This window comes from Actinosynnema sp. CA-299493 (genome assembly GCF_050946825.1).
In the GTDB taxonomy this organism is placed as follows: Bacteria; Actinomycetota; Actinomycetes; order Mycobacteriales; family Pseudonocardiaceae; genus Actinosynnema.
The window spans coordinates 6400288-6414266 of record NZ_CP191993.1; the positions used below are offsets into that span (position 1 = coordinate 6400288).

At 69.6% G+C, this 13979-nt stretch carries 7 protein-coding genes; 4 read left to right on the top strand and 3 right to left on the bottom strand.

Annotated elements, in window-relative coordinates:
• Positions 1 to 167 precede the first annotated feature (167 nt).
• Complete coding sequence (locus ACQPYE_RS26620) at positions 168 to 1583, top strand: lipase/acyltransferase domain-containing protein (protein ID WP_498715215.1); 1416 nt, start codon at positions 168 to 170, stop codon at positions 1581 to 1583.
• 830 nt (positions 1584 to 2413) lie between these two features.
• Positions 2414 to 5710, top strand: a complete 3297-nt coding sequence (locus tag ACQPYE_RS26625; RefSeq protein WP_498715219.1) for a hypothetical protein — start codon at positions 2414 to 2416, stop codon at positions 5708 to 5710.
• On the opposite strand, the gene ACQPYE_RS26630 is transcribed toward ACQPYE_RS26625, so the two are convergent.
• The 3 genes from ACQPYE_RS26630 to ACQPYE_RS26640 form a co-directional block, all read right to left on the bottom strand.
• Positions 5614 to 8808: a hypothetical protein gene (locus ACQPYE_RS26630; protein WP_498715220.1), complete on the bottom strand. Its 3195-nt coding sequence runs from the start codon at positions 8806 to 8808 to the stop codon at positions 5614 to 5616. The two genes, ACQPYE_RS26625 and ACQPYE_RS26630, sit on opposite strands and share 97 nt — an antisense overlap.
• Before the next feature lie 1005 nt (positions 8809 to 9813).
• Positions 9814 to 10038 carry a hypothetical protein gene (locus ACQPYE_RS26635; RefSeq protein ID WP_498715222.1) on the bottom strand — a complete coding sequence of 75 codons (225 nt, stop codon included), beginning with the start codon at positions 10036 to 10038 and terminating at the stop codon, positions 9814 to 9816.
• A 50-nt stretch (positions 10039 to 10088) separates the two neighbouring features.
• Positions 10089 to 11615, bottom strand: a complete 1527-nt coding sequence (locus ACQPYE_RS26640; RefSeq protein WP_498715224.1) for a serine/threonine-protein kinase — start codon at positions 11613 to 11615, stop codon at positions 10089 to 10091.
• Positions 11616 to 11724: 109 nt separating this feature from the next.
• Here ACQPYE_RS26640 and ACQPYE_RS26645 point away from each other — a divergent pair, with 109 nt between their 5' ends.
• Together ACQPYE_RS26645 and ACQPYE_RS26650 are read left to right on the top strand one after the other, a co-directional pair.
• Positions 11725 to 12726, top strand: a complete 1002-nt coding sequence (locus ACQPYE_RS26645) for a hypothetical protein (protein WP_498715225.1) — start codon at positions 11725 to 11727, stop codon at positions 12724 to 12726.
• Between the two features lie 53 nt (positions 12727 to 12779).
• Positions 12780 to 13532, top strand: coding sequence for a hypothetical protein (locus ACQPYE_RS26650; protein ID WP_498715226.1), 753 nt, complete (start codon positions 12780 to 12782; stop codon positions 13530 to 13532).
• The last annotated feature ends 447 nt before the right edge of the window (positions 13533 to 13979 follow it).

The following is a 13979-nucleotide window of genomic DNA, read 5'->3' on the forward strand; positions in this document are numbered from 1 at the left end:
ACCAAAGGCCCTCCACCAGCCCAAGCTCGGAAACAGCTACTTACAAACCACTCGCAACGCATCAACCTCTGCCCCAACGGGTGAATATACGATGAGAAGCTGAAACGTTCTCCCCTGCACCAACGATAGCCAACCGAAGCAGGACAGGGCCTGGAAGGAATAACGCAGTGAACCACTCGGACGAGCAGATTTGGCCGCAGCCCTTGCGGGTCGGCCGTCGGTCTACGCACGACGCGGTCGTCGTCGTACCGGGTATCATGGGCAGTGCACTCGTCGACTCGGCTACCGGCAAGCAGTTGTGGGGGCTGAAGCAACTGCGGTGGTACGTCCGCGCGTGGTCACGCGGTGACGGCCTCGCGGATCTCGCGGTGTCCGACGACGAACTCGCGGGCGACACGCGACGAGTGCGCCCTGACGGCCTGCTGGCATTTCCCGCGTTCGCGCCGTTCTTGGCCGGCCTCGAGCCCTACACCGAGCTGGTGAACGCGATCCGGCGCGTCGTGTCGACCCGACAGGCGGTGCTGGAGTTCGCCTACGACTGGCGGTTGTCGGTGGCGCACAACGCGAAGCTTCTCGCCGCCGCCGCGGGCGACCACCTCGAACAGTGGCGCAAGGCATCAGGGCGGGCGGACGCGCGCCTCGTGTTCGTCGCGCATTCGATGGGCGGCCTCCTGTGCCGGGCACTGCCCACCGGTCTCGCGGACGAGATCAGGGCGACGATCACCCTCGGTACGCCCTTCGACGGGGCGGCGAAGGCGGCGTTGATCATCAATTCCGGGGTTGGCGCCCCGGTTCCGCTGCCGGAGCGGAAGCTGCAGGCCGTGGCGAGCACGATGCCGGGCGTCCACGACCTCCTGCCCGCCTACCGCTGTGTCGACGAAGGCGACTCGGCGCGGAGGCTGACACCGAGCGACGTGGCGGCCCTCGGAGGATCGGCCGAACTCGCGCGGCAGTCGTTCGCTCTGCACGCGGCCGCGCGGCCGTTGATCGGGCATCGGGCCCTCGTCGGCATCAACCAGCCTACGGTCTGCAGCCTGGACGTCGACGCCGGCATCGCGACGGGGCTCGAGCACTCGTTCGAGGTCACGCCCGACGGAGAGCTCAGCCGGCGGCCCAGCGGGGTGCTGGTCCGCGTTCCCGGCCTCGGGGACGCCACCGTTCCGCGCAACTCCGCTCGGCCCGCGCGGGCCGATCCGCTCACCCTCGCGCAGCAGCACGGGCCGCTCGCGAGTTCGATCGAGGCACGCGACTTCGTGTGCGACGCGCTGATCGACGTCCTCGACAAACTCGGCCCGCGGCTCGGTGAAGAGGACGGTGTGGGCCTGCGGTTGCCCGGCACGGTGGACCCGAACGTCGAATGGACCGCGACCCTCACCGGCGTCGTCCCGACCGACACCACGTGCGTTCTCGAGGACCTGGAGACCGGCGCGCAAACACATCTGGACGCGTCCTGGAGGGACGGCGACGTCGCGGTGGCGGTCACCCTCCCCGCTCCCGGCCTCTACCGGTTGTCCGTCACGAGCAACGCCGGCGGGCACGTGAGCCAGCTCGTCCTGGCGACCGAGCCTCTGGACGCCTCATGACGGAACCACTGCGGTTCGAGGTGTTCCCCGTCGCGATCGGCAGCTACAAGGACCCGCGGAACGCGGAACTGGAGGTCGACGACCAGGTACGCGTGATCGCGGAACTCCTGAGCGACTTCGGTGCGATCGAGGTGCCGTGGAACGCCGAAGCGGACGAACGCGACGGCGATGAGGTGATGGCGCGACTGAAATCCTGGGCCGCTTCCGCCACACCGCACTCGCTGCTCTACTGGGTGGGACACGGCTGGTCGGACAACAACCTCCACTCCGCGCTGGCGCACGCCGACAGCTCTCACGGTGAGTACCTGGACATCATCGGGCCCGAAGCCCTCGCTGCCGCGCTCCGCAAGCGGGACGGCGCCGGCGGCCCCGACGATTGGACGATCGTCGTGGTGGACGCGTGCTGGTCCGCGGTCTTCGTGCGACACCTGGGCGCCCTTGTCGACCAGAACCGCGGTCCACGCCGGCTCCTGCTGATCGGCACCTCCGGCGACGGCACGACCAACCTCGGCAGGTTCACCGACAACCTGCGCTTCGTCCTGCGCGATACGTTCAAGTCCCACCCGCACATCAGGCTCTACCAGCTCGCCGAAGAGCTCGGCTCCGTGATGCCGGAGGCGGAGGTGGTTCCCAAGCGCATCCACGACGGAGTGCTGAGCCGCCGGAGCCCGGTGGTGACGGGAACGACCTTGGACGTCGCTGAGGAGGTGACGTCCGCGCTCGCGTCACTCGACGACGACGAGCGGAGCCACTTCGTGTCGAGGGCGCGAGGTGGCGAGCCGGACGACCACTCGTGGTTCTTCCAGGGACGCGGTGCCGAAATACGTGCCGTGGTCGAGTGGCTCGCGACCACGGACACCGGAATGCTCGTGGTCACCGGCCCGCCGGGCACCGGCAAGTCGGCCCTGCTCGGGCAACTTCTCGTGCGCAGCAAGGCTTCACTGCACGACGTGCTGCGACGGCACGGACTCGTTGAGGCTTGCCCCGCTGAAGAACGCCCTGATGACAACGTGTTCGACCGCGCCGTCCACCTCACCGGGATGAGCACGTTCGACCTGGTGGGTGAGCTCGCCGAGAGCCTGGGCGTCGAGCCACCGGACGTGACCGACACCGGGCACCGGGTCGACTGGCTACTCGCCCGAACCTCCGAACGCGCGACACGCACGTTCCTGCTGGACGCGCTCGACGAGGCCGTGGACCCGATCACGATGGCGGAGGTCCTGATCCGCCCACTGGCGGCGGTGCCCGGGGTACGGGTGGTGATCGGCACCCGTCGGTCCACGCACGAGGGACCGGACCTGCCGGCCACCGAGGACCAGAACCTCGTCGACGCGTTGCACGACGGTTCGGCTCGCACGGTCACCGTCGCACGCGATACCCGCGCGATCACCAGGTACGTCGCCAGACGGCTCTCCGCCGCAGCGCGGGACGGCAGGCTGGCCGCGGACCCGGTGGCGATCACCGAGGCCAGTGCGCTGATCGGTGCCGGCGATCACGAATTCCTGTTCGCCCGACTCGCGGTCGCCGAGGTGGTGGCCGATCCCGGTCTGCTCGTCCCCGACCGGCTCGACGAACTGCTGGCAGGCGACCACCGAACGCTCTTCGCCACCGCGTTGCGGCGGCTCACCGGACAGTCGTCGAGCGCATTTCCGCTGCTCTGCGCGCTCGCGATGGCTCGGGGGCGAGGACTTCCCATCCGCGCGGGGGTCTGGAGGGCGGTGACGACGGCGTTGCGCCCCGAAGTCGAGGCGGGGGTTCCCGAGATTGCACGACTGCTCCGCAACGCCGCGCCCTACGTGATGGTCGACCGGGAGCACGGAGAAACCGTCTATCGCTTGGCGCACAGGACATTCGAGGAGCATTTCGAGCGCATTGACGACATGCGCGCGGGACACGAACGCATCGCACAGCGCTTGATCGACCTCGTGCGGGTCGGGAGCACACCAAGCCCTTATGTGGTCCACCACCTTCCCGGCCACGTCGCGGCGGGCGGACAGGCGAGCTGGAATGCGCTCGCGGAACATCCGGACGTCCTGCTGCGGTTGGACCTCCGCACGGTCACCGCCAACGCGACGCGGACGGCGTTCGGCAGGTTTCCGCTTCCCCCCATGATCGCGGCCGTCATCGCCGCGGCGCACCACCTGGCCGTCGCCGACGCCGCCGAGCACCGCGGCCTGCTCGAACTGGCCTCGGCTCGCGGTACGGGGCTGCGGGCGCTGCCCGAGGTGGCGGGTTCCTGGCACGTGCTGTGGGCCGACCTGGCGACCGAACCGGTGCACCTGACCCTCGACGTCGGTGGCGGTGCGATACCCGACGTCGCCGCGTTTTCCGCTCCCGATGGCCGGATGCTGCTGGCGACGGCAGGGCGCAGGACCCAGGTGTGGGATCCGATGACAGGTCAGCCGGTCGGCGCACCGCTGCCGGAGGAATGCGGCCGCGGCCGCGCGATCACCTCGTACACCGATCACCACGGCAGGGTGCGGCTGGCGGTGGCGACCCACGACAACACGGTCTGCCGCTGGATTCCGCTCACCGGCAAGGCGGAGGGCGCGCCGCTGTCCTGGGTGGACAGTGAAATCCACGCGATCGCCACGATTCCCCTTCCGTCGGGCGACCTACTGGTCACGGGGCACGAGGACGGCGGTGTCCTCGTGTGGGACCCGGCCGACGACGCCGTCATCCGTGACCTGGAAAGCCCCACGAGGTCCCGCGTGCGGACACTCCTGTCCCTGCCCTCTGCCAACCGGGTGGTGGCAGGGTACGACAACGGCGAGGTTGTCATGTGGGACATCGCCGCCTGGACGCCGATCGCTCCGGCGCAACGCGGCCACACCGGTGGTGTGCGCGGGATGGCCGTGATTCCCGGCGAAACCTCGCCTGAGTCCGTGATCACCTGTGCCGGCGACGGTGTCGTGCGGCGCTGGGATCCGAACACCGGCATGCCCGACGATAACCCGCTGACCACACAGGACGTCGGTATTCGCTCACTCGCCGTGTTCTCCGACCGCCTCGGCCGGCGGTTCGTGGCCACGGGGGACAACACCGGCATGGTTCGCTTGTGGGACGCGGATTCCGGTCGTCCAACCGGTGGGCCGATGAAAGGTCATCGGTCGCGGATCCACTCGATCACCCCGGTGCCGATGGAGGACCACGGAGTCCTGCTGGCGACGGGAGGTTCGGACGGGACCCTGCGCCTGTGGGACCCGGCCGCGAGCGCCGGCGCCTCCGCGGCGCGGCAGGGAGTACGCGCGCTCGCCACGTTCGCCGGGGCGACCGGCCGGCCGCTCCTGGTCTCCGGGCACGACGACGGTGGTGTCCGAGTCCGGGACGCGAGAACCGGCGAGAGCGTGAGGTCTCCCCTGTGGGGTCACGCGGGTGGCGTGCTCGCGGTCACCGCGTTCACCACCGCCGACGGGCGGCCACGGATCGCCACCGGCAGCGTCGACCGCACCATGCGGATCTGGGACTGCGACACCGGGGAGTCGACGGTGCTCCAGCACCCGGCGCGGGTCACCGCGATCGCCGTTGCCCGCCGCGCGGACGGGAAGCAGTTCGTGGTCTCCGGCAGCGATGACGGCGTCGTGCGCTTGTGGGACGCGGACTCCGGCGCGGCCGCCGGCGAGATGCCCTACCACGACAGCGGTGTCCGGGCGGTCGCCGCACTGACGGATCCGGACGGGCGCGGGGGCCTGGTGACCGGTGCCAACGACGGTTCTGTGCGCGTGTGGCACTCGTCAGGAGACGTGTCCACCGGGCCGCACCTGGGTTCGGGCAGGGTGACCGGCATCGCCGCGTTCACCGCCCAGGACGGGGCACGGATGGTCGCGATCGCGACGAACGACCAGGCGGTCCATCTGTGGGACACCGCGAATCCGCATCGGGCTGGCGCACCGCTCAGCGGGCACAGCGGTCCGGTGCGCACAGTCGCGACCACTCGTGGGGACGACGGCACACCTAAGGTGATCACGGGCGGCAAGGATCGCACCGTGCGCGTATGGACGCCTACGACCGACGAGCCGCCACGCGTGCTTCACGTGGGCATGGAACCGCTCGCCGTCACGGCGGTCGATGAACGCACGTTCGTGTTCGGAGGGGAGGAGGGCATCGCCGTCATCGTGCTCGGCTGACGCAGCACCGCCAGACCGGGTACGAGGGAGATGGCCCAGGACAGGACCTCTCGTGCGTGGTCGAGCCGCACTCGCCGGGTTTCGGCCAACCGCACCTCGGCCTGGGCTTCGGGTTCCAGCCGGAACATCTTGAGCAACTGGACCGCGCGTCGGGCAGCGAAGCACGCGTACGCCACCCGCCACTGCTCTGAGTCCGCGGCGGGGAGGCTCGGCGCGACGTCCGGGAAGCGCACCGCGAGCTCGTCGAGGTACAACTGGGACAGCTCCCAGCGCGCTGCGATGCCTGCGGCACTCGTCGAGAGCAACGGCCGGTCCTCGATGAGCTGGACGACCTCCAACCCGACCGGGAGGAAGGCGTTCGAGACGAGGTCGAGGGCGACGACACCACCGGATTCCGTCACCAGCCAGTTCTCGGCGTGCGCGTCCCGCTTCCCCACCGCGGGCAAGCCTTCCGGCACAAGGGAACGCCATCGCATGGCACGCCGTTCGGCGTCGTGGTGGCCGAGTTTGCGCAGATCCGCTCCGAGGCCGATCGTCGCGTAGTGCAATCGGTCGGCAGGTCCGGGCGGTGGCGCGCCGCGCCACGCGTGGACGAGCGCGAGAAGGACCAAGGATCGCTCCACTGCCTCCCGGGCGAACACCTGATCGCTTTCGCCACCGTCGATGAGGTCGGACAACAGGCGCCCCGTCGCCCGATTGCTCGCCGCGGCGACCCGTGTGGTCCTGGGAATGTCCACGACGGTGAGCGGGCGTACCACCTCCACCCAATGCGGGGTGTTCCTCTTGGTCACGAACTCGGCGAAGGAAGCGAGGCGCTCGATCTCCTTCTGCGCGGCAGCCCGGTCCGGTAGCGGCTTGAGCACCAACGTCGACGACAGCAGGCCGTGCGGGTCGTCGAGCACGTACGTCTTGCCGTCCTGTTTGCCGCCCAGCTCGCGGGCCACGAACTCCTCGTTCTCCACCGCGCGCTGGCAAGCCTGCTTCCAGAGGAGCTGGAAATCCCCTGCACGCGTGGCAGTCCAGAGGTCGGCGGGCGCTCGCACACCCGCGTCCTCAGGAGGATGGACGGGCAGGAGCTCCCGCGTCCTCACCTCCGCGAACTCCGCGAACTCCGCGAGCTGCAGCACCGGCCACGGCCACGACGGATCGGCCTTGGCGGCGAACGCGGCCATCGTCGCCGCTGTGATGAAGGCGTTGTCGTCACGGGTGATCCGCCAGATCGCGTACCCCGCGGCGGCACTGGCGGAGTACGCCTCCCTAGCCGGCGTAGTGCCTTCGGCGGCCGCCAGCCGCATCGCCTGCTGCTTCAAGTCCAGCGCGCGTTCGAGCATGAGCCGCGAACGGGTGCGGCGCCCGAGCCTCAGCAGGGCTTCCCCGAGCAGGCTCACGTTCTGCGGGCTCTGGTTACCGGCATCGGCGCTGCGCTGGAGCATGTCGACCGCCGCGTGCAGGTCAGCGACGTCCCGGCGCAGCGAGTACCGCCGCAGGTGGGTGTCCCCCAGCTGGCTCGCGATCGCCCGCTCCTCGAGCACGAACCCCGCCTGTTCGGTCGCCACCTCGTCGTCACGGTCGGGTTCGACGGCGTCTGCGGAGGGCGGGAGCGCCGGGCTCTCGTCCCACTCCGACCGCATGGCGAGGTTGACGAGCTCGTACTGCTCCACCGCTTCGTCGAACAGTGCCAACGCGAGCGCGCGATCGTGATCGCTCCCGCCCAACAGGACACTTCTAGCCCGGCGGTACGCCGCCCGCGCGAGGCCATACGACTCGGCGGCGTCGACGGCGCCGTCGTGGAGCTCGACCGCGCGCCGCATGAGAAGGTGTATCCGTTCCAGCACGGCAGGACTCACCTCAGACACAGGTCCCGTGCCCTCGCTCTTGATGAGCAGCCCGGCCGCGTGCCGAGCGGCGAACTCGGCGTGTCCGGCCGATCCCCGGTACGCGATGCGTTCAAGCCGATCCACCACGCGCCTCACCAGATCAGCGTCGTCGGCGCTCGCAGGCGGGCAGAGCAATCGGGCGCCGTAGAAGAGGGTGGCCTGGGCGATCTTCGCTGAGTCGTCGTCGGTGGCGAGAGCCGCCAGCAGACACGCGCGAACGGCCGCGAGGTCGGCTTCCGCGGTCGCCAGCCGGAGGTTCAGTTCGATCTCCAGGGCGACCAGTCGTTTGACCAGCACGGAATCCTGGTCGAGGTGCTGCCACGCGTACGCGAGCGCCTTCCCCACGTTCTCTCGCGCCTCGCCCCAGGCATCGACGCCGCCCTTGTCGACGAGCAACCGCGCGTTCTCGAGCAGCACCCACGGCCAGTACGGGCCGTTGATCGGCGCGGGTCCGTCCTCGTACAACCGAAGATCGTCCATCGCCGCCAACACCTGCGAGGTCCGCGGGAGCTTCAGCAGCCGCCTGGCGTGCGCTTCACGCAGTCTCGCCTGACCGCGTTTGATGACGGCCACCAGCGGATCGCGCCCGCCGAGGGCCGGCGCCGCGATGGACCGGGTCCACCAGAAGCCGGTCGCCTTGAACGCGCCCACGGCGGCACGCAGTCCGTTGCGCCCCAGCGGACCGCTCGCGTCCACCTCCGAGATGTCCTCGTCCTCGTCCTCGCCCTTGCCGGACACCGACGGCCGCACACCTGCCGCCGTCATGGCCAGCAGCCCGCGAGCGAACAGCAACCCGGCTCGCTCCGCCAGCAGTTCGGCGGTCTCGTGGCCGAGGTCCCTCGCTCGGTCGAGACAGGCCGCGGCCAACTGGAGTTCTGCGACGTCACCGCCGGCCATGTGCAGCCGGGCGTGGGTCTCAGCCCGCATCTGGTGGTGTTGCGGGCTTTGGTCACCATTGGCCTCGGCGATCTCGAAGTCCGTCGCCGCACGGCGCAGCAGACTTGATGGCTCCTCCGCGCGCCGCGCCAGGAACAACAGCGCCACCGCTCGCATCCCGCGCCAGATCCGCCGAGCGTCGGCCGTGGCACGCGAGTCCAGTAGCTCGACCACGTCCCAGCACTCGAGCGCGGCCATGAACGCCGTCGTCGCTCGGTCGTCATCATCCTCGCGGGTCACCGTGAGGGCGTGCTGGTACAGCGCTCCGGCCAGTCGCAGGTTCACCTCTCGCCACGTCCCGAGCCATCCGAGACCCATAGAACGTAACGATCCCGTCAGGTGTGTCGAAGAATTCCCCACAGCAGTGAAAGCCATGCGCACAAGCAACTGAACCACCAGCAAAGCACGGCTCTCGACCGGGTCACCGGTTCGGCGCGGCATGTGGTTGAGGAGGGACAACCATGCAGGTCCCACAGGGCTAGAACCGGGCAATGATTCGTGCAAGGCGACCAGCACCTCCACGCCGCCGACCACTTCAGCGGCGACGCGCAAATCTTCATCAGTAACGACAAGCCCAATGCCGTCCAACACGCCCTTCAACGACTGGCCCAGCAGTGGCCGATCCGCTTTAAGATCCTCCGCCGACGGTCTTCGGCCGCCGCGATGGCTGTACTCCTGCATCGGACACTCCCGAACCGTTGAATCCAGGCACGCACTAGCCGCAGCGTCAGCGATGAAGTGCCGACACACAAACTTCGTGCGCGCAGCCTCGGCAGTTACAGAGCCGAAGCGTTATCACCCGTTCAGCCCATCAGCAGGGAGCTGGTTGCCAGCCATGCCACCTGCGGGGTGATCCTCACCCTGTTTGGCGGAGTCGGGTTGCTGGAGTTCAGGCTACTGGAGCGATCCTGGCGTGTCGGAGTTTGAGCTTCCCCCGGTAGCCCGGTGGCTTTCCAGACATGGTCCGATAGGGCCTGAAGGGAGTCGTCCGTGGCACCACCGAAGAAGTACCCGACGAGTTGCGGGCTCGGGCTGTCCGGTTGTACCGGAGTCGGACCCCAAGCCGGTGATCCGGCGCCTGTGGGGTTCCAGAACTCTGCACTGAGGCACTGAGCTGCGGTGATCGCACAGAATCAGCCGTAGGAGCATGATCGTGGGGAGCAGCGCTACGACTGCTGTACCTGATCTTCGTGCGGCTCGTCGGCTGGCTGGTTCTGCTCGGCCGGTCATCGGCGGCCAAGGACGTGGAGCTGCTGGTGCTGCGGCACGAAGTCGCCGTACTACGCCGCATCAACCCCCGCCCATGGCTGAAGTGGGCAGATCGAGCCGAGATCGCAGCAGCCGCACCAGCTCGACCCCATCCAGGTGGGACAGCATCACCTCGAGCAGGACCAGGCTGGCGACCACGACCGCGTCGAGGCACGTCCGCCCGAACCAGGCCACCGCCACGTCGAACCCGGCGAACAGCAGTGTGCTCTCCAGCAGTTCACGGATCCGCGCGTCGTCGTCCACCATCAGGACCGCGCACGCCCACTTACGTCGCGAGCCTGCGAGAGCCGCCGCGCTCAGCAGGTGAGCAGCTGAGACGGCGGGGTCGTGTGGTCGAGCCGTTTCACGTAGGCGTCCCCGCCGACGGCGGCGCGCTGCGCGCACGCGTCGTCCTGGGTGGCGAAGGTCCCGTAGTACACCGCGTAGATGTCGGCCCCGTCGAGTTGCTTGCGCAGCGAGCCGCACCCGGTCGTCGGCGTGTGCAGGTACCGCGCGCCGGAGTGGCCGGACAGGAGCCCCTGGACGTCGGTGCGGTATCGCGCCGGTTCGACGGCCGCCCCGACGAACGTGACGTAGGCGCCGTCACAGGCGGGCACGCTCATCGGCTCGGCCAGCCCGAGGTCCGCACCGGGTGCCACCACGACGGCTGGCGGCACGCTGACCGGCGGTGGTGAGGTCGTCACCGGTGCCGGTGTTGTCGCCGACGAGGACGTCGGCGTCGACGACGTGGTGTTCTCGTCGGCGCTCGCCGGGGTGGACAGCTCCGCTCGCGCCCCGTCGGCGCTGGTCGCGGTCCCCGGCGTCGACCGTCCGGCGAGGCTGACCGTCACACTCACCGCGACCGTCGCCAGCACGACTGCCACGGCCGCGACCAGCCACGGTGTCCGCCGAGGCCGTGCGACCGCGTGCACCGACGTCGGCCGGGGCGCGACCGGCGGCGGGGCGGGCAGCGCACGTCCGGCGAGCGCCGCCCGCGCGGCGGCGGCCAGTTCGCCCGCGCCCGCGAAGCGGTCGGCCGGGTTCTTCGCCATTCCCCTCGCGATGACCGCGTCCAGGGCGGGCGGCAGCCCGGGTCGCACCGCGTCGAGCGAGGGTGGCGGCTGGTTCAGGTGCGCGCCGATCAGCGACGCGGCGGTGGTGCCGGGGAACGGCTTGCTGCCGGTCAGGCACTCGTGGAGCAGGCACGCCAGCGAGTAGACGTCCACCCGGTAATCGGTGGGGCCATCGCCGAACCGCTCCGGCGCCATGTAGTCCAGCGTGCCGATCGCGGCACCGGTCGCGGTCAGCCCCGTCGTCGCGTCCAGCGCCCGCGCGATCCCGAAGTCCACGAGATACGCGAACCCCGCATCGGTGATGAGGACGTTGGACGGCTTCACGTCCCGGTGCACCAGGTTCTGCGCGTGGGCGGCGCCGAGCGCCTGCGCGACCTGTTCGACGATCCCCACCGCCTCCCCGGGGTCGAGCGGGCCGCCGCCGCGCAACCGCGCGGCCAAGTCCTGCCCGTCGACAAGCCGCATGTCGAGGTACAGCCGCCCGTCCAGCTCACCGTAGGAGTGGATCGGGATGATGTGCGGCTCCTGCAACCGCGCCACCGCGTGCGCCTCCCGCCGAAACCGCTCCCGGTACTCCCGGTCCTCCGCGAACCGCGCGGCGAGCAACTTCAGCGCGACCATCCGGTCGTGCCGGGTGTCGTAGGCACGCACCACCTCACCCATCCCACCCCGCGCGATGAGCGACTCCACCCGATAAGGCCCATACTCCCAGACCACCGAACAACCCCTCCGGCCCTCGTACCGCGCCTGACCACCCCCACGTCGGGCCACCCCACCCGTTCGTTACAAAGGGACCAGCGCCAGACCGATGGCTAATGGTCCACCGATCCGGAACGACTCAGATCGTGTGGCGAATACGTGCTCGTGGTGGTCCAAGGCGGTGTGGACGTCGGTGGCCGCCGAACTGCGGGGTCATCTGGATGGTGGGCTCGGTGGGTTGCTCACCGAGGACGTGGTGCGGTTCGCCACCGCGCGGGCCTTGGTGGCAGCCGGTGTGGACGCGGCGGTGTTGCGGGTCGAGGCGCCGCACCCGGTGTTGAAGGGTTCGCGGGTCGATCTGGTGGTCGGGCGGCCTTCACCGGTGGCGTTGATCGAGTTGAAGTTCCCGCGGGAGCCGAACGAGGTGAACGCGGCGTGGACGATGGCCTTGGGCGAGGTCCTGAAGGACTTCTACCGGCTGGCCGCCTATCCCGGCGAGGTCGACCGGGTCTTCGTCTATGTCGAGAGCGACCGTCTGCGTAGGTACATGGCCGGTGCCGCGCGGCGCTACGGCGTCGACCTGGACACCGACACGGTCGCGCTCACCCCTGCCGGCGTCGCCGGCCTGCCCGCCACGGCTCTGGGGATCATCGGCCCCGACCTGGTCCGGCACCACGTCACGGCGACCCGCCTCGTGGTCGTCCCCGTCGACGACACCCTGCGCCTGACCGTCTACCACGTCGACCCGCTCGCCACCCCGCAAACTACGGACTTGTCCGCAGGCGGTCCCGAGGCGACGCGGCCGCTGCCTCCGGTGGCGGCCGCGCGACAAGCGGTCGGGACGGGCACCGACACCGACGCGCCACCGACTGCCCCCGCCGTCCGGGACGGTGCGCGCCGGGAGATCCTCGACGCGGTGCGGGCCGTGTTGACCCGGTCCGGCGAGTCGACCTCACGCTGGCCGAGGTCGTCGGCGAGACGACCCGCCGGGGTACCGGCTACGCCGAGAGCACGATCCGCACCATGGTCACCTCGCACCTGTGCCGCAACGCCCCGACCACGTCGCCACCACCTACGACGACCTGGAACGAGTCGATCGAGGCCTCTACCGGCTGGTCTCGGACTGAGCTGCACCCGCGGTTGGGGACGATTCGTGCACACCACGCGACCCCTGAGTGCCTGAGTGCCTGAGTGCTTGACAGTGTGTCGACGATCCCTCACGCCCCTGGAGGACTGATGGAGTTACAGGCCCACGGCAACACCTCGGTGCTGGGCCGTCTGCTCGACGAGATCTCCTGGGAGGGTGCCAACGTGCGCGGCTACCGCGACGGCGGACGCGGGCGTGAGAACGTCCTGACCGCCGAGGTCCTCACCGCCCTGGACTTCCTCCCCCGCCGCGCGTTCCTCGGCGCCGTGCTGGAGCACGCCCACGGAGCCGACCACACCCGCCACGTCTTGTCCCGGGAGATCGAGGACGCCGAGGTCGTGTTCCTGCCCGACGAGGTCGTCCTCAACCCCAACGGACGCTCCCGCGGCGACCGACTCATCGTCCAGCCCGACGCCGCCATCACCACCCCCACCGTCCATGCCCTGGTCGAGGCCAAGAAGATCGGACGCAGTTCCTTCCAGCCCCAGCAGCTCGCCCGCGAATACCTCGCCGTCACCCAAGAAGCCGGCGACCGGGCACCGCTGCTGCTGCTCATCCTCGGCACCCCACCACCCGTGGCCATCGCCGGACACGGCCGCCTGCCTATCCATGACGCGATCGCACACCACCTGCCCACCGTCCACGCCCTCATACACCACCCCGACCCGCTCGACGAGCTGACCGGCCGCATCCCAGACGTGTGTGCCTGGACCACCTGGCACGACCTCGCCTATACCGTCGCCGATCAACACGCCCGCACGACGGACACCGACCCGTCGACCACCGCGACCATCACCCGACTGGTCACCTCCATCACCCACGCCGTCGCCCGCCACGCCTGATACAACCGCTCGGCCAAAAGCGACCGCCTTCGCTCAGCACGAGGAGCGCTCCGCGACCCTGTGGAAGGTGGACCAGCTCGTGAACTTGGGTATCCCGGAGGTGGTGAGCGTGGACGGGAACAGAACCCTGTTCTTGATCCCCGCGGAGCGGCAAAGCTCACCCGGCCGAGCCTCTACATCGGGGCGATGTTTCGGTACGGCCTCGCCGTGGTGAAGGAGGAAGCCGAGCTGGCTGGCGTCGCAGGCCGCAGTGTGGCGGGGTGGCTGCTGTCGGCGCGCACGGTCTGCTCGACCTGGACAGACACGCTGCTTGACCAGCAGCGATGACTTTTCGAGCGGCACAGGCTTTCTCGGAGTCGTGAGCGTCGCAACTCCATGATCACCGATGCGATCTCACCCGCCGCCGTCACCTCCACACAGGCCCTCCACTTCGCAAACCCCAGTTCA

Bases quoted from the DNA above. Each gene is read 5' to 3' on its own strand.
- ACQPYE_RS26650 (WP_498715226.1), top strand. From the start codon at position 12,780: ATGGAGTTACAGGCCCACGGCAACACCTCGGTGCTGGGCCGTCTGCTC.
- ACQPYE_RS26635 (WP_498715222.1), bottom strand. From the start codon at position 10,038: ATGGTGGACGACGACGCGCGGATCCGTGAACTGCTGGAGAGCACACTG.